This is a genomic window from Hydrotalea sp. GW822-HT8A01 (assembly GCF_058798575.1).
Genome location: NZ_CM179506.1, coordinates 2,056,400 through 2,073,438 on the forward strand (window position 1 = coordinate 2,056,400; position 17,039 = coordinate 2,073,438).

General features: G+C 37.0%; 19 protein-coding genes. 4 read left to right on the plus strand and 15 right to left on the minus strand.

The genetic code is table 11. From position 1 onward, the window contains the following. The 8 genes from AC3QLY_RS09025 to AC3QLY_RS09060 form a co-directional block, all read right to left on the minus strand. Window positions 1-876 carry an aldo/keto reductase gene (locus AC3QLY_RS09025; protein WP_288071524.1) on the minus strand — a complete coding sequence of 292 codons (876 nt, stop codon included), beginning with the start codon at window positions 874-876 and terminating at the stop codon, window positions 1-3. A 23-nt stretch (window positions 877-899) separates the two neighbouring features. Then, window positions 900-1,943, minus strand: a complete 1,044-nt coding sequence (locus tag AC3QLY_RS09030; RefSeq protein WP_492989690.1) for an agmatine deiminase family protein — start codon at window positions 1,941-1,943, stop codon at window positions 900-902. After that, the gene (locus tag AC3QLY_RS09035; protein WP_288071527.1) at window positions 1,943-2,818 is read right to left on the minus strand and encodes a carbon-nitrogen hydrolase; all 876 of its coding nucleotides are present in this window, start codon (window positions 2,816-2,818) and stop codon (window positions 1,943-1,945) included. Before AC3QLY_RS09035 ends, AC3QLY_RS09030 begins: the two co-directional genes overlap by 1 nt. A gap of 155 nt (window positions 2,819-2,973) precedes the next feature. Continuing rightward, the gene (gene rbp / locus AC3QLY_RS09040; protein ID WP_074420477.1) at window positions 2,974-3,369 is read right to left on the minus strand and encodes an RNA-binding regulator; all 396 of its coding nucleotides are present in this window, start codon (window positions 3,367-3,369) and stop codon (window positions 2,974-2,976) included. A gap of 227 nt (window positions 3,370-3,596) precedes the next feature. Then, window positions 3,597-4,043: a 50S ribosomal protein L9 gene (rplI, locus tag AC3QLY_RS09045; RefSeq protein WP_074421188.1), complete on the minus strand. Its 447-nt coding sequence runs from the start codon at window positions 4,041-4,043 to the stop codon at window positions 3,597-3,599. An 85-nt stretch (window positions 4,044-4,128) separates the two neighbouring features. Further along, the gene (gene rpsR, locus AC3QLY_RS09050; RefSeq protein ID WP_068247180.1) at window positions 4,129-4,392 is read right to left on the minus strand and encodes a 30S ribosomal protein S18; all 264 of its coding nucleotides are present in this window, start codon (window positions 4,390-4,392) and stop codon (window positions 4,129-4,131) included. A 3-nt stretch (window positions 4,393-4,395) separates the two neighbouring features. Continuing rightward, window positions 4,396-4,749, minus strand: coding sequence for a 30S ribosomal protein S6 (gene rpsF / locus AC3QLY_RS09055; protein ID WP_218330618.1), 354 nt, complete (start codon window positions 4,747-4,749; stop codon window positions 4,396-4,398). Window positions 4,750-5,010: 261 nt separating this feature from the next. Beyond that, window positions 5,011-7,281, minus strand: coding sequence for an aconitate hydratase (locus AC3QLY_RS09060; protein WP_218330617.1), 2,271 nt, complete (start codon window positions 7,279-7,281; stop codon window positions 5,011-5,013). Between the two features lie 186 nt (window positions 7,282-7,467). Here AC3QLY_RS09060 and AC3QLY_RS09065 point away from each other — a divergent pair, with 186 nt between their 5' ends. After that, the gene (locus AC3QLY_RS09065; protein WP_228733107.1) at window positions 7,468-7,698 is read left to right on the plus strand and encodes a PspC domain-containing protein; all 231 of its coding nucleotides are present in this window, start codon (window positions 7,468-7,470) and stop codon (window positions 7,696-7,698) included. Between the two features lie 17 nt (window positions 7,699-7,715). Here the strand turns inward: AC3QLY_RS09065 and kdsA are convergent, their stop codons facing one another. Next, a complete protein-coding gene (gene kdsA / locus AC3QLY_RS09070; protein WP_287100651.1) occupies window positions 7,716-8,549 on the minus strand; it encodes a 3-deoxy-8-phosphooctulonate synthase in 834 nt (277 codons plus the stop codon). 83 nt (window positions 8,550-8,632) lie between these two features. Here kdsA and AC3QLY_RS09075 point away from each other — a divergent pair, with 83 nt between their 5' ends. After that, window positions 8,633-9,580 (plus strand): NAD-dependent epimerase/dehydratase family protein, encoded by a 948-nt coding sequence (locus AC3QLY_RS09075; protein ID WP_218330616.1) that lies wholly within the window; start codon window positions 8,633-8,635, stop codon window positions 9,578-9,580. A 139-nt stretch (window positions 9,581-9,719) separates the two neighbouring features. Here AC3QLY_RS09075 and AC3QLY_RS09080 read toward each other — a convergent pair whose 3' ends face one another. The 6 genes from AC3QLY_RS09080 to AC3QLY_RS09105 form a co-directional block, all read right to left on the minus strand. Continuing rightward, window positions 9,720-10,133 carry an RrF2 family transcriptional regulator gene (locus AC3QLY_RS09080; RefSeq protein WP_218330615.1) on the minus strand — a complete coding sequence of 138 codons (414 nt, stop codon included), beginning with the start codon at window positions 10,131-10,133 and terminating at the stop codon, window positions 9,720-9,722. A 372-nt stretch (window positions 10,134-10,505) separates the two neighbouring features. Continuing rightward, window positions 10,506-11,225, minus strand: coding sequence for a 4-hydroxy-tetrahydrodipicolinate reductase (dapB, locus tag AC3QLY_RS09085; RefSeq protein ID WP_288095542.1), 720 nt, complete (start codon window positions 11,223-11,225; stop codon window positions 10,506-10,508). Between the two features lie 33 nt (window positions 11,226-11,258). Then, entirely contained in the window at window positions 11,259-11,882 is a 624-nt protein-coding gene (locus AC3QLY_RS09090; protein ID WP_218330613.1) for a DUF5683 domain-containing protein, read from the minus strand. Window positions 11,883-11,923: 41 nt separating this feature from the next. Beyond that, the gene (locus AC3QLY_RS09095; protein ID WP_218330612.1) at window positions 11,924-12,847 is read right to left on the minus strand and encodes a ParB/RepB/Spo0J family partition protein; all 924 of its coding nucleotides are present in this window, start codon (window positions 12,845-12,847) and stop codon (window positions 11,924-11,926) included. A 54-nt stretch (window positions 12,848-12,901) separates the two neighbouring features. After that, window positions 12,902-13,702, minus strand: coding sequence for a ParA family protein (locus tag AC3QLY_RS09100; protein WP_218330611.1), 801 nt, complete (start codon window positions 13,700-13,702; stop codon window positions 12,902-12,904). A 259-nt stretch (window positions 13,703-13,961) separates the two neighbouring features. Next, window positions 13,962-14,642 (minus strand): metal-dependent hydrolase, encoded by a 681-nt coding sequence (locus AC3QLY_RS09105; protein ID WP_218330610.1) that lies wholly within the window; start codon window positions 14,640-14,642, stop codon window positions 13,962-13,964. Window positions 14,643-14,771: 129 nt separating this feature from the next. Between AC3QLY_RS09105 and AC3QLY_RS09110 the strand changes: the two genes are divergently transcribed. Continuing rightward, entirely contained in the window at window positions 14,772-16,022 is a 1,251-nt protein-coding gene (locus tag AC3QLY_RS09110) for a metallophosphoesterase (RefSeq protein WP_492989691.1), read from the plus strand. Between the two features lie 325 nt (window positions 16,023-16,347). Continuing rightward, the gene (locus tag AC3QLY_RS09115) at window positions 16,348-16,917 is read left to right on the plus strand and encodes a porin family protein (RefSeq protein ID WP_218330608.1); all 570 of its coding nucleotides are present in this window, start codon (window positions 16,348-16,350) and stop codon (window positions 16,915-16,917) included. The last annotated feature ends 122 nt before the right edge of the window (window positions 16,918-17,039 follow it).

Consider the following 17,039-nt stretch of genomic DNA (forward strand, 5'->3'; position numbering starts at 1 on the left):
TCAGGCAATTTCCTCACCCCTTGCTGCTACCCATAACCGGAACCAATCTTCATTGGTGAGTTGAATGGAGGCGGCATTTTTTGCCTGAATTAATCTTTCCATTTTAGTAGTACCTACTACCGGTAAAATACCTGAGGGATGTTTGTGCAACCAGGCAATTAAAATTTCATTCGCTCCTGTATTGAATCTTGTTGCAATGGTGGTTGCCACCTGAATAATACTTCTATATCGGGGATGATTGTCATCATTAATTAATCCACCCCCTAAAGGCGACCAGGCCATTGGTGTAATATTGTGTTCAATACACGCATCTAAAGTGCCATCCACAAAAGGATGAAGATGTAAAATAGATGCTTCAATTTGGTTGTATTCAATTTTCAAGTATTTTGAAAGCATTTTTAATTGATGGGGTAGAAAATTTGAAACGCCAAATGACAATATTTTCCCCTGTTGTTGTAATGTGTGTACTGCTTCTGCTATTTCCAAAGGATGCATTAAAGGATCGGGTCGGTGAATGAGCAACACATCAATGTAATCTGTTCCAAAATGAAGGAGTGATTGCTCTGCAGATTGTATAATATGCCTGGCAGTTGTATTATAGGTTTTAATGGCATCAATGCCACTCTGCGGATTAGGCAAAATAATGCCACATTTTGTTATAATTTGAATCTTGGTTCTTATTGAAGACTGCGATTGTAACACCTTGCCAAATGCAGCCTCAGTTGTATAATCTCCATATATATCTGCATGATCAAAACTGGTAATACCTGCTTCAATACAGGCTTCAATAACATTACTATAATCGGTAAATGAAAAATCAGCGCCCCATTTCCCCCAGCGCATACAACCGGCTATTGGTGCTTTTATTGTAGGCATAGCTATTGTTATTAAGTATAAAATTAATTAGTAGGTTCTTGCTGACTTAAACAATGCCAGCTACCCAGGCCCCATATAACATCTGCTGAATCGATTCCGATAACAGCCCGATCAGGGAATAACTGTGATAAAATATCCAATGCTTTTTCATCATTTTTATTTCGATATGTAGGCACAATAACCGCTTTGTTTGCAATATAAAAATTGGCATAGGAAGCAGGCAATCTTTGCGATTCATAAATAACAGGTAATGGCATGGGTAATTCAACAATATTTAGTTGTTTGCCATTCAATAATCGCATTTGTTGCAATTGTTTAAGGTTATGTTGCAGCAATGCATAATTTTCATCATTTTTATTTTCTTCCACAACAGTAACAACGGTATCGGTATTTATAAATCGAACAGTATCATCAATATGCCCGTCGGTATCATCTCCAACAATTCCTTCATCAACCCATAAAATTTGCTCCACCCCATAATATTCATGCAAATATTTTTCTATGTCAGTTTTTGATAATTGTGGGTTTCTATTTTTATTGAGTAAGCAGGCAGCTGAGGTAATTAGCGTACCTGCATCATTAAAATCTACTGAACCGCCTTCCATAACAATACCCGGATAAAAAACTGGTAATCCTAATTTTTCCGCAATGCGAGTTGGAATAATATCATCCAAATCATAGGGTGGGTATTTGTTGCCCCAGGCATTATAATTCCAGTCAACAATGGCTTTTTTTTGTTCAGTACGGTGTAACAGAAATGCGGGGCCGTGATCGCGGCACCAGGCATCGTTGGTAGGATGATGAAAAAAGTCGATCATCGAAAGATCAACTGAAGCCTGTTGTAAAATTTCTGCGGCAAATTGTTCCATCTTTCCATCAGCCACATTAATACACACTCTTTCTCCTGCCGATGCTGCTTTTATAAATTGTGCATAGGGCGAATAGATAGCATCTATTTTTCCGGGCCAACTGGCTTCTTTATGTGGCCAGCTAAGCCATGTAGCCCTGTGTGGGTGCCATTCGGCGGGGAAAAAATAGCCTTGTTGTTGCGGGGTTGTCTGTTCCATTATGGTTCGTCTATAAATCTTTTTGTAATGGGTTGATAAGAATCGATTCGTCTATCTCTCATAAAAGGCCAGTGTACTCGATAGCTATCTGTTTTTTCAAGATGAATAGGCACTACCATTACTTCTTCATGATCATGCGATGCCTGCTGAAGTATGGTGCCGAATGGGTTACAAACAAATGAACCACCCCAAAATTTCATTAATCCATTTTGTTCTGTACCTACTCTGTTCACACATACTACATGCACTCCATTGGCAATTGCATGGCTTCTTTGCATGGTTTGCCAGGCATTAAATTGCTCAATATTTGTAGCTTCATCTTGTGCCGAAGCCCAACCAATAGCAGTAGGATAGAAGAGTATTTCTGCCCCCATTAAACTGGTAATACGGGCTGCTTCCGGATACCATTGATCCCAGCAAATCAGTACCCCAATGGTAGCATATTTTGTTTTGAAGGTTTTATAACCCAAATCGCCTGGCGTGAAATAGAATTTTTCATAATAAGCAGGGTCGTCTGGTATATGCATTTTACGGTACTTACCTAAATAAGTGCCATCAGCATCAATAATAGCAGTGGTATTATGATATATTCCCTGTGTTCTTTTTTCAAATAAGGAGGCTATTATTACCACATTCAATTTTTTTGCTACAGTTGATAATGCATCGGTGGATGGCCCCGGAATATTTTCTGCCAAAAGAAAGTTATCATAATCTTCTACATCACAGAAATATAGTGAAGTGAATAATTCCTGTAAACAAACTATTTGAGCGCCTTTGGCAGCTGCAACTTTTATTTGTTCAATAGCTTTTAATAAATTGGATTGTTTTTCTTTGGTGCAGCTCATTTGTGCCAGTCCTACATTTACAATTGACATGCTCAAAAATTTTTCAATGCAAAAATAACGGTTGAAACGCGTAAATACGAAGGAATGCTGATATTTTAACCATAAGGTTATGCTACATAAAAATCCCATTCCGTTCATATTTGGAATGGGATTGAATTGTTTTGAGGTAAGAAGAACTGTGGGTATTAATATCTGTTATATCCACCACCGTTACCACCGCGATCGCGATTGTAGCCACCGCCGCTTCCGCCACGGTTACCACCAAATCCACCACCGCGGCTTCCGCCGCCACCGCCGTAGCTTTTCTTAAAGCCACCGCTTTTTCTTTCGCCTTCAGGGCGAGGGGTAGATTCGTTTACAACGATTTTGCGATCCTGCACATCTGTGTCATGTAATGCACTGATAGCAGTTCTTGCAGCTTCGTCATCAGGCATTTCAACAAAACCGAAACCTTTGCTGCGGTTGTTATTGAATTTGTCTGTTACGATTTTTGCTGAGGTAACTTCGCCATAAGGCGCAAAAAGTTCTTGCAGGTCTTCACTGGTCATGTTCCAGTTCAAATTTCCAACGTAAATGTTCATTTTAAAAAATTAAGTTAAGTGATACCAATGATGAAAACAGTAACCAAAAGCCCTGAAGCATTTACGTGAAAACCTTCTAGAGAAATGGAAGAACTGGTCATTGGACAAACGAAGATAATTTTTTTATTTGGTTCCCCAATTTTTTTTTAAATAAGTGGGTTTGTGGTGGATGGGCACAAAAAAACCGCAGCACTTGCTACGGTTTAAAATATGGTGAAAAGGCTGTTTTACTCAGCTACCACATCAAATTCAATTTCTGCAAGGTTGCCATTGCCAAAATCGATCGATGCTTTGTGCAGGCCAATTTCTTTCACTTCTGATACAATATGAATTCTTCTGCGATCAATTTCATATCCTTTTTGGTTGCGAATGGCGCGGGTAATTTGTAAAGCAGTAACCGTTCCAAAAATTTTGCCACTGGTACCGGTTTTTACGCCAATTTTTACTGGAGATGATTTCAGTACTTCAGTAACCTTATGAATTTCAGCCAGCATAGCTGTTTCTTTTTTGGTCTGTACTTTTAAGCGTTCTTCTAATTGTTTTAAATTGGAAGGACTAGCCTCTACTGCTAATTTTTGAGGAATAAGGTAATTGCGGGCATAACCGTTTTTAACAGCTACTAACTCGTTTTTGCCTCCTAAATTATCTACATCCTGAATTAAAATAACTTGCATATTATTGAATTTAGTTCCCTTTACCCAGTTGATGAAACTGTCCCTCATTCAATTTTACAGAGGTTAGGGAGGTTACTAAGAAATTTTATTTTAAGAGATCGGTTACGTATGGTAATAAGGCCATTTGGCGTGCTTTTTTAATGGCATCACCTACTTTACGCTGGTATTTTAAAGAATTGCCTGATAAGCGTTTGGGCAACATTTTACCTTGTTCATTGATGAATTTCTTTAAAAATTCAACATCTTTATAATCAACGTATTTAATGCCATATTTTTTAAACCGGCAGAATTTCTTTTTGGGTTTTTCCTGTTTAATGGCGGTAAGGTATTTAATTTCATTCTTTGCCATGGTTTATCCCTCCATTTTTTCGGTTATTTTAAATCCGCCATTTCTTTTTACATAGTTGTACTCGACGGCGTTTTTATCGAGTTTTGTAATCATGTGACGCATGATTTGCTCATCACGTAACATTTGAATTTTCAATTTTTCATTGAAACCGGGATTGGCGGTATATTCTAATACCCAATAAATACCCGTTGTTTTTTTCTGAATGGGATAAGCCAGTGATTTCAATCCCCAGGGATTGCTGTGCACAATGGTGCCGCCATTTTCGGTTACCAGTTCCGTATACTTTTTTTGTGCTGATTTAAAATCATCTTCTGAAAGTACCGGGGTAAAAATGATCATTAATTCGTAATTGTTCATTACCCTTTTTTTAATTGTTTAAATTGGTTTTTACCCAATGGACAAACTTCCTTTTGAAAGTATGATTCTGCCAAAACAGAATTGGGGCTGCAAAAGTAAGTGTTTATGGTTAAAATAAGAAACTGTTTTTTAAAATAAGTGTAGATATGCTCTTGGAAGGCTAAGTTATTCATACATTGATCCGATCAATGCGGATGAAATAAAAAAAAGAGCGCCTATTGCTCAGCGCTCCTCTTTTTTTAATTGAATTGATCAACCTATTTATTTCCCGGCTACTTGTTTGCGGATGATATTTAAAGCAGCCCCAGCTTTAAACCATTCAATCTGTTGCTGATTGTAGGTATGGTTGGCAATAATTGCTTCTGAACTGCCATCTGCATGATGTAAAACTATGGTTAAAGGCTTACCGGGTTCAAATTCGGTTAAACCAATAATATCAATGGTATCATTTTCAGCAATTTTGTCGTAATCGTTTTTATTAGCAAAAGTTAATGCCAGCATGCCCTGTTTTTTTAGGTTGGTTTCATGAATCCGGGCAAATGATTTGGTTAAAACTACACGTACACCTAAATGCCGGGGTTCCATGGCGGCATGTTCACGGGAAGAGCCTTCTCCATAATTTTCATCGCCCACCACAATGGTATCAATACCAGCTGCTTTATAAGCCCTTTGGGTATCGGGAACGGGGCCGTAAGCGCCTGTTAACTGGTTTTTTACCAAATTGGGTTTTTCGTTAAAAAAGTTAATAGCACCAATTAATAAATTGTTGGAAATATTATCTAAATGGCCACGGTATTTTAACCATGGGCCTGCCATAGAGATATGGTCAGTGGTACATTTTCCTTTTGCTTTAATGAGTAGTTTTAATCCCTTTAAATCAGTACCCTCCCATGCCGGGAAAGGTGCTAAGAGTTGTAAACGTTTTGATTGAGGGTCAACCACAACGTTCACCTTACTTCCATCGGCGGCGGGTGCCTGATAACCGGGATCATCTACCGCAAAACCTTTGGCGGGTAATTCAATGCCTGCCGGAGGGTCTAGTTTTACTTTTTCACCTTTTTCGTTCGTTAAATAATCTGTTAATGGATTAAAAGTTAAATCGCCGGCAATGGCTAATGCGGTTACCATTTCAGGCGAAGCCACAAAAGCATAGGTATTGGGGTTACCATCGGCACGTTTGGCAAAGTTTCTGTTAAATGAATGTACAATGGTGTTTTTTTCCTGCTTTTCTGCGCCCATTCTATCCCACATGCCGATACAAGGCCCGCAGGCATTGGCAAAAACTTTTGCACCAATCTTTTCAAATGTATCTAAAAAGCCATCTCTTTCAATGGTAAATCTTACTTGTTCAGAACCGGGGGTAATTGTATATTCTGCTTTTGTTTTTAATTGTTTATCAGCAACTTGTTTTGCTAAACTAACCGCTCTGCTAATGTCTTCGTATGATGAGTTGGTACAGCTGCCAATTAACCCAACTTCTACTTTGGTGGGCCATCCGTTTGCAGCGGCAGCTTCTTTCATTTTAGAAACAGGTGTAGCCAAATCGGGTGTAAAAGGCCCGTTTAAATGCGGTTCCAATTCATTTAAATTAATTTCAATCACCTGATCAAAATAATTTTCGGGATTTTCATATACTTCCGGATCAGCATTCAAATATGATTTGATGGTATCTGCCATTGCAGCTACTTCTTTGCGGCCGGTGGCTTTTAAATAACGGCTCATGCTATCATCATAACCAAATGTAGAAGTGGTGGCACCAATTTCAGCCCCCATATTACAAATGGTTCCTTTTCCGGTGCAACTAAGGGCAGCTGCTCCTTCACCAAAATATTCAACAATGGCGCCGGTTCCGCCTTTTACTGTTAGTATGCCTGCTACTTTAAGAATAATATCTTTAGGTGCGGCCCATCCATTCAATTTTCCGGTTAGTTTAATGCCAATTAATTTAGGCCATTTCAGTTCCCAGGGTAAACCCGCCATCACATCGCAGGCATCTGCTCCACCAACTCCAATTGCAATCATACCTAAGCCACCTGCATTTACAGTATGAGAGTCAGTACCTATCATCATACCGCCTGGAAAAGCATAATTTTCTAAAACCACCTGGTGAATAATTCCGGCACCGGGTTTCCAAAAACCAATGCCATATTTGTTAGAAACAGAAGCTAAAAAATCATATACTTCTTTGCTTTCGGTAGTAGCTACCTGCAAATCTTCTTTTGCTTCTACACGTGCTGTAATTAAGTGATCACAATGTACTGTTGAGGGTACGGCAACTTTAGGCCTTCCTGCCTGCATAAATTGTAACAGGGCCATTTGTGCGGTAGCATCCTGCATCGCTACTCTGTCTGGAGCAAAGTCAACATAACTTTTGCCTCTTTCAAAGTTATTTAAAGGTTGTTCTGAGTGTAGGTGTGCAAATAATATTTTTTCTGCCAGTGTCAAGGGTCTGCCTAAAGTTTTACGGGCTGCGGCTATTTTAGCCGGCATTTCAGCGTAAACTTTTCTAATCATTTCAATGTCGAATGCCATAATTGCTATTTTATAATTTGATGAATGAAAAGAGATGACTTTAATAAAGTGAACTGTTTCAAGTTTTTTAAAAATGCAAAATTACGATAAAACAAAAGGCGATAAAAAACTGTTTTATGAATTGTTTTGCAGTTACTATTTGTAAATACAGTAAATTGCATAAAGTTTATTTCTAAAATAAACACTATGAAACTGATGAATAAGTTACGTGAGTTTATGGAAATGCATGCTTTTGGTGTTTGCACAGCAATAGGTGAAAAACTTGGTATTGCCACTTCAAGAATTAGGATGTGGTTTATTTATATTTCATTTCTAACCATGGGCTCACCACTGATTATATATATGATTCTTGCTTTCTGGATGAATATAAAGCGATACATTCTCAATGCGAGAAGAAATCCGCTGAAGTATTTATAAAATATTTTTCAATTGTATTAACCAATTTTAACCACTGTTTCCCTCAGAGAGGCCAGTTTTTCAAGTAAATTTTCCAGTAAATGAAGTGGCAGCATATTGGCTCCATCACTAAGCGCCTTTGCCGGGTTGGGATGGGTTTCAATAAATAAACCGTCTGCCCCGGTTGCTATTGCTGCTTTTGCAATGGTTTCAATTAACGCAGGGTTACCGCCGGTAACGCCACTGGTTTGATTTGGTTGTTGTAAACTATGGGTACAATCCATTATCACCGGTGTATCTAAAGCTTTCATCCAGGTAATATTTCTGTAATCTACCACCAAATCCTGATACCCAAATGTAGTACCTCGTTCTGTTAACATGATTTGTTGGTTTCCGGCTTTTTTAATTTTATCAACTGCAAACTGCATGGCAGGGCCACTTAAAAATTGTCCTTTTTTTACATTAATAATTTTATGGGTAACTGCGGCAGACTGCAATAAATCAGTTTGCCGGCAAAGAAAAGCGGGGATTTGTAAAATATCTATATACTTTGCTGCTTCGGCTGCTTCATCATGTGCATGAATATCTGATGTTGTAGGCAAGCCAAACGTTTTACCTACTTTTTCAATTAACGATAATCCAACTTCATCGCCCAAACCGGTAAAGGAGTTAGCACTGGTTCTGTTCGCTTTTCGATAACTGGCCTTGAATATATAAGGTATACCTAATTTTATGCAGGTGCTATATACTTTATCTGCTACTTCCATTACCAATTCTTCATTTTCTACTACACAGGGCCCGGCAATTAAAAAAAATTGTTGTGGATGATATTGTTGATTTTTTAATACAGAAGATAAGTATGCAGGCATCATAAAATTAAATGAGTTATTGAAATGCGAACTTACATGCATTTTTGTTTTCTTTGCGCTAACAATTGTTAGTAAATTTAAATTAAATGGTGAAAGATAAAATTTTGGTGATTGGAGCCAGCGGACAGATAGGTGTAGAATTAACCCTTGCTTTAAGAAAAGTGTATGGCAATGTAAATGTTGTGGCTTCTGATTTACGGGAAGAAAATGATTTACTGAAGGGTACAGGGCCTTATGTTAGTTTAGATGTAATGAATAAGGAAATGTTGCATGTGCAGGTAATACGGCAAAATATTACACAGATTTATTTATTGGCGGCTATCTTATCTGCTACCGGCGAAAAAAATCCAAATCTTGCCTGGAACCTGAATATGCAGGGGTTATTAAATGTTTTAGATATTGCTCGGGAGGAGCAAATTCATAAAGTTTACTGGCCAAGCAGTATTGCAGTTTTTGGACCTACTTCACCAAAAATAAATTGTCCGCAACAAACCATTATTGAGCCTATTACTGTTTATGGTATCAGTAAATACGCAGGTGAATTTTGGTGTAATTATTATCATCAACGGTATGGTGTTGATGTAAGAAGCCTTCGTTATCCAGGTTTAATCAGTTATAAGTCTGCCCCGGGTGGTGGTACAACTGATTATGCCATTGAAATTTTCCATGGTGCACTTGAAGAACAAAAATATACCTGTTTTCTGAAAGAAGACACTTATTTACCAATGATGTATATGCCCGATGCCATTAAAGCCACATTAAGTTTAATGGAGGCACCACAGGATCAAATAACTGTACGAACTTCTTATAATGTTGCTGCCATGAGTTTTTCACCAAAAGAAATTACAGCAGCCATTCAGCAACTTATTCCTGATTTTACCATTGCATACCAGCCCGATTACCGCCAAACCATTGCCGATAGCTGGCCGCAAAGTATTGATGATACTACCGCAAGAAAAGATTGGAACTGGCAACCCGATTTTAATTTGCAATTAATGACTGCAGATATGATTGCTAATTTGCCGCATGTTTAGTTTTAAAAATTATTTTGATACACTGTAGTGAATAATACAGGTTTTGTTGTATCACTATTTTTTATTTCGTGTACGGGCTGTGCAGATACGATGACGGCAATGAAAATGTTCAGGAGTAAAAATAATATTTGCTTTTTTATCATGACAACATGGCTAAATCTGCCACAGTTTTACCTTCTAAAATTTTTAAAGAAGCGTCTCTTACTTCTATCATCACTCTATTCAGGCCACAGACTTCTTCTTCACAATCTTTACATTTCTCATAAAAATTTAAACTTACACAAGGTAATAAAGCAATAGGCCCCTCCACAGTACGCATCACCTTTGCCAAAGGAATGGATGAAGGTGGACTTTTAAAAAAATAGCCACCACCCTTGCCTTTCTTACTTTCTAAAATGCCTACTTTTTTTAATTCGAGCAGAATGTTTTCCAGAAATTTTATTGGAATATTTTTCTTTTTAGAAATTTCTGCAATTAAAACAGGATCATTATCCTGATGTTGTGCAAGATAAATCAGTGCTTTAAAAGCATATTGTGTTTTTTTAGACAGCATACACAGGGTTATTTTATATTCAATGTTAAAACTTTTAACGAATATCGTGAACTATTTTGCTTTTTCAACATGCTGTTAAATGTAGTTATTTTATTGTTATGCATTTGTAAATTCATGATAATAGAATAACAATCACCATGCTAAATGTTGAGTAGTTTGTAATGTGTTGTACTATTAAAATCAGTTTTCGTTTGAAACTTATTGCCTAATGGTGTTTCAGTAAACTCTGTATAACTAATGGCTGTTGAGCCAATTTTATTGAAACTTATGCCCAGTAAGCTTTTCAGAGCTTAATAGCACAACACGTTAGTTTGTATTGATTGCTACAAGAAAGGAAGTTGTTTTTCTGATTCAAAAAACATGTAAGCGGTTTTAATGTAACCCTAATACATCTTTCATTGTAAAAATTCCCTGTTTACCTATCAAAAATTCGGCAGCCAAAACTGCTCCGTCGGCAAAGCCCATTCGGCTATGTGCGGTATGTACAATTTCAATATCATCAATTGTTGAGTGGTACAAAATTTTGTGTGTGCCGGGCGCAGGATCAATTCGCTCTGAAATGATACTTAATTCATCTGCGAGGTTTGTAATGGTATTAACCCATTTTTTTTTCGATGGTATTTCCTGCATAATTTGTTCTGCCAATGAAATAGCTGTACCGCTGGGTGCATCTTTTTTTTGTGTATGATGAATTTCTGTAATAGTTACTTCATATTCCGGATGCTGTTTCATTAAATGTGCCAGAAATTTATTTAATTCAAAAAACAGATTAACGCCTATACTGAAGTTGCTGGCATAAATTAATGAACCTTTTTGTTGTATACAAGCCGCTTCTATTGCATGCCATTTTGCTAACCAGCCGGTTGAACCACAAATTACCGGTGTGCCGCTGTTGATGCATTGCATTACATTGCTGAAGGCGCTGTGCGGGCCCGTGAACTCAATCGCAACATCTGCTTTCTGTAAATGTGCTGCATTCAATTCATGTGCATTGTTTACATCAATTTTTAGAACAATTTCATGACCTTTGGCTACTGCCACTTTTTCAATGGCCTGGCCCATTTTACCATAACCTATTAATGCAATTTTCATGATTCGATTGCTTGGAGTTTAAACAAATACCATTTACCTGACATCGGGTAATGGTTTTAAAATATTGTGTTTATTTCTGAAACTAAAGGTAAAACTTAATCCCGGTGCCGAAAGCATAGGATTATAAGTGGGTTCAATATGTAAACTTAAATTGTTGCTAACATCAAAATCTTTTAAATGCCCATATACTGTGGCATCTACTACATTTAAACCCCATAAAATCATGAACCAGAGAATAGAGTAGTCTCTGTCTTTTCTAAATGAGTTGCGATAGGTTTGTAAAGCAGACGGATCTACATTTTGTAAAATGGGATAAATATTGGCAAAATGAGCAGTATCGTTATTAATTTTTATGTTGTATGCATCTCTGGTTCGTTTGTACCAGGTATTGTTGTATAAATAGGTAATGGTAGGAATAGCCAAAGCACCATAAACAATAGGAATTTTCCAGTATTCGCGATTATATGCCTGGCCTAAACCTGGTAATATGGCAGAGCGGAGCGTGGCAATTTTTGGATTGTGTTTTTTTTTGATAATAGGACCTGTGGCCTCTTTCTGGTTGTTTTCACCCGTAGTATCCATCAGAAATTTTTCATGAATGTTGCTGCCGGGTAAACTGCTGCCATTCCTGCTGAATGCAGTAGATACAGTATTCAAAAAAATAATGATACCGAATATTGTAATGCTTACCTTCATTTTTAGCTAACGCTTATATTCATAAGCTCTAAAATTTTATTCAATTCCTGTAAAGAATAATATTCCAATGTAATACTTCCTTTCCCTGTTTTTTGATGTGCCAGCGAAACTTTGGTACCAAAGTGAGAGGCTAAATTATCTTCAATTTTTTTATAAGCCGGTGGTAATTGGTTTTTTGAGGAAGATTTAACAGCCTGATGGTTTTGTGCCTTATACATTTGGCGCACCAATTCTTCGGTTTGGCGCACACTTAATTCCTTTGATTTAATTTCATTAAAAACAAATAGCTGTTTATCAACACTATCAATATTGATTAATGCTCTTGCATGCCCCATACTAATTTTACCGCCTCTTACTGCCAACTGAATATCAGGCGGCAATTTTAATAAACGTATATAATTGGTGATGGTACTTCTTTCCTTACCCATTCTTTCGGCTACCTGCTCCTGTGTATAATTTAATTCTTCCATCATGCGTTTGTAGCTTAAGCCAATTTCAATCGCATTTAAATCTTCACGCTGTAAATTCTCTAATAAAGCCAGCTCTAATAATTCTGTATCATTAGCCTGTCGAATATATACCGGTACATCTTTTAATCCGGCTAATTTGCTTGCTCTGTATCTTCTTTCGCCTGCAATGAGCTGGTATTTTCCGGAGGCTAATTTAGATACTGTTAAAGGTTGGATGATATCGTGTAATTTAATTGAAGCTGCTAATTCCTGAAGAGCATTTTCATCAAAATCACGCCGGGGCTGTTTGGGATTGATTTGAATATCCTGAATGGGTATGCGCATTACTCCGGTAACCTGTTCAACTACCTGGTTCTTAAGATGGCCGGTTGTATTTTTTAAATCTTCATCAATATTTTGCAGTAAAGAGCGGATGCCCTTACCCAATAAAGCTTTATTTTGTTTTGGTGCACTCATAATCAATGATGTGTTCTGATGAATTAGTTATTTTGAAATGACAGGTAAAAAGGTCTATTCAATTATTCGTTCTGTGTTCGACATATTGGTCATTTCGTTTTTTTGTAAAATTTCTTTGGCTAAATTCAGATAATTAACAGAGCCCTTGCTTTCTGCATCGTACAAAATAACGGGTTTGCCTACACTGGGTGCTTCACTTAATCTGGTATTTCTATGAATAATGGTTGAAAAAACCAAATCGTCGAAATGCCTTCTCACTTCACTGACTACCTGATTGCATAAACGTAAGCGGCCGTCATACATCGTCATTAATATGCCTTCTATTTGTAAATTCGGATTCAACCTGTTTTGCACAATTTTTACGGTATTTAATAATTTCCCCAATCCTTCCAAAGCAAAAAATTCGCATTGAACCGGAACAGCAACACTATCGGCCGCAACCAATGAATTTACAGTAATCAATCCAAGCGAAGGGGAACAATCAATAACAATAAAATCGTATTTTTCTTTAATGGGTTCTAAAACTGTTTTTAAAACATTTTCCCGATTGGGGTAATTGATCATTTCAATTTCGGCGCCTACCAAATCAATATGAGAAGGGATAACATCTAAATAAGGCATTTCACTTTTCAAAACCACATCTTCTGCGGATGCATTATTTACCATACAATCGTATAAACTGTTGGTAATATTATGCAAATCGAAACCAACACCGGTAGTGCTGTTGGCCTGTGGATCAGCATCGACCAATAATGTTTTGTACTCTAAAACTGCAAAACTGGCAGCCAGATTAATAGCTGTAGTGGTTTTACCTACACCTCCTTTTTGGTTTGCAATACTAATAATTCTCGCCATAGGGTTGATTGCTTAAAATGCAATTAAAAATAAGAAAGGATTTCCCAATTTATCAAGATTGCAAATCTAAAGTATTCTGTTGCATGTGTTCATATTTAATTTCTCATATTTTGATGTGTTTTTTCAGTTAGAATTTTTTTAATAGCGGGGTTGCAAAAAAATGAATGATGCATAATAAGCGGTGGTGGTTGTTGCCAAAACTTAAAAAAACCCTTCTTTTTTGCGGAAGAGGCTGGTATTTTATGATTGATTAGAATGTTTAAAGCGGAATGGTTTCGCCTATAGCTGGTAAATGCAGCGTTTTGCCGGCGGTGGCAAATGCTATTTTTGCAGCTTCGGTGTCTATTTTAATAAAACCGAATGTGTTATAATGTACGCCTATAATATGTTTACATTGCACAAAATCGGCTGCTTTTACCGCATCGGCAACATCCATGGTAAAATTATCTCCAATGGGGAAAATGGCATAATTTAAGGCAGCCCAACCGGGAATGAGTTGCATGTCTAAGGTAAGTGCCGTATCGCCGCTATAATAAAAATTACCTTCATCAGTAGTAAAAACAAATCCAATCGGATTGCCGCCATAAGTTCCATCGGGCAGTGCGCTGCTATGTTGTGCTACCACACATTTAACGGTTCCAAAATCAAATTGCCATTTGCCGCCTGTGTTCATGGGGTGTGTATTGGCAACGCCATTTTTATTGAGCCATTCATGAATTTCAAAAACTGCAACCACTTTTGCTCCTGTTTTGGTGGCAATGGAAATACAATCGGCTATATGATCGGCATGGCCATGGCTTAAAAAAATATAATCGGCTTCAATGGCATCTGCCTTAATATTTTTTGCTAATTCATTGTAAGTAATAAATGGATCGAAAAGAATTTTTTTGCCTTTCACTTCAACCAAAAAACAAGAATGTCCGTAATACGTAAATTGCATAGTTGTATTATTAAGCATTTAAAAATTTAATGTCATCTGCTTAACAAAATTAGTAGAAAGATGTTTAAACAATGTTGCAATGCTATTAAAACTTTAGTGAACAAAATATTGCCTGTTAAAAAAATATTTATGCGTAGTACCGGAATTTGGTGGATCATTATCTCCATTTTAATTATTTTAGATGTTTATGTATTTCAGGCTGTTAAAACAGTACTGCAAAACGCTTCAGAAAAAACCCGGATATGGGTAACTGTTATTTACTGGTTGATTGCCCTACTTTGCTGGATTGCTTTAATTGCATTGCCCTATATTCAGGACTTACAGATTTCTAAATTTTTTAGAAATTATGTTTTTTTTATATTAGTTGGCTTATTCATGGCCAAACTGATTGCTTCAGTATTCTTTTTAATGGATGATATTCGGCGTGGTATAGTTTGGCTTATAACATTTTTTTCCACGAAATCTGGTACTCATTTTGCCGATAATGGAGCTGAAACTATTTCACGTTCCTTATTTTTAAGCTGGATGGGTATTGGTATGAGTATTACATTAATGGGTATCCTTTTATATGGTTTTGGAAATAAATACAATTATCAAATAAAATATATACGCCTGCAATTTGCGAATTTGCCCAATGCATTTAAAGGTTTAAGGATTGCTCAGATTAGTGATATACACAGCGGCAGTTATAACAACAAACAGGCTGTTGCGCATGGGGTAAACATGTTGTTGCAACAAAAGCCCGATTTGGTATTGTTTACCGGCGATTTGGTAAACGACCGCTACGAAGAGATGAACGATTATATGGATGTATTTGAAAAAGTAAAAGCGCCAATGGGCGTGTACAGTACATTGGGTAACCATGATTATGGCGATTATGTTCAATGGCCATCTATACAGGCTAAACAACTGAATTTGGAAAAGTTGAAAGCAGTACATGCAGCTTTAGGCTGGCGCCTTTTAATGAATGAACATGCTATTTTGGAAAAGAACGGTGATGCCATTGCATTACTGGGAATTGAAAACTGGGGTGCAAAAGGCAGATTCCCAAAATATGGTAAAATGGAGGAAGCTTATCCCGGAACAGAAAAATATTCTTTTAAAATATTAATGAGCCACGATCCCAGCCATTGGGATGCTGAAGTTAGAACAAAATATCCCGATATTGATTTAACACTGTCTGGCCACACACATGGTATGCAATTTGGTGTAGAAACGCCTTTTTTTAAATGGAGTCCGGTACAATGGATGTACAAACAATGGGCAGGATTATATCAGGAAGGCTCGCAGTATTTATATGTAAACCGCGGATATGGCTTCATTGGTTATCCGGGCAGAGTAGGTTTTTTGCCTGAAATTACCATAATAGAACTGGTTTAAATCAGCAGCAATAGCACAGTTAATTGGTCATTCATTGTATCAAGAAAAAATTTTAGCCTTTTTTAATTTTAAATAACGTGTTGTGCTATTAAAATCTGTTTTCGTTTGAAACTCATTGCCAAATAGTGTTTCAGTAAACTCTGTATAACTAATGACTGTTGAGCCAAGTTTATTAAAACCCATGCCCAGTAAGCTTTTCAGAGCTTAATAGAACAAAGCGTTAATTTTAAATATTATCATACAATACTGCTTGTTTGCAACTTGTTTACATATAGAATTAAGTTTGGCACAATCATTGACTTTTATCCCTGTAAAACAATCATTTATGAAAAAAATAATAGTATTAACCATTGGTGTGTTTTGTTTAACGGCCATAGCACAGGCGCAAGGTTTTAGAGCCGGTATTAAAGCAGGCGGTAATTTAACTAAGATTGATGGGCAAACTTTTGATCAGGGCTTTCAATTGTCGTATCAGGTGGGTGGTTTTGCCGAAATAGATTTTAATAAAAAATTTGGTATTCAGCCGGAATTACTCTGGAGCCAATCTGCCACAAAATCAGCCACATTTTCTGGTATTTTTCCGCCCGATCAAAATATTAAATTAGATTATTTAACCATTCCGGTATTGTTGCGCTATAATGTTGGAAAATTGGTAACCTTCAATCTTGGGCCGCAATTTGGTATACTGCTGAATAAAAATGACAACTTGTTGGTGAATGGGCAAAATGCTTTTAAATCGGGCGATTTTGCCATGGTTGGAGGCGTGCAGTTGAATTTTAACGTATTGCGTATTTATGGTCGTTATGCGGTAGGTTTGAATAATTTGAACGATGTAAGTAATCAAAATAATTGGAAAAGTCAGCAAATACAAATGGGTATGGGATTTAGGTTTTAATGTAAATTTCTGCATAATGCATGGCATGGCATATCTTACCGGGTATGCCATTTTTTTGCGCCATTTTGTACCGTTTGCCCATCTTTGTTGCCAATGGCATTAATATTGCCCCAAACATACGC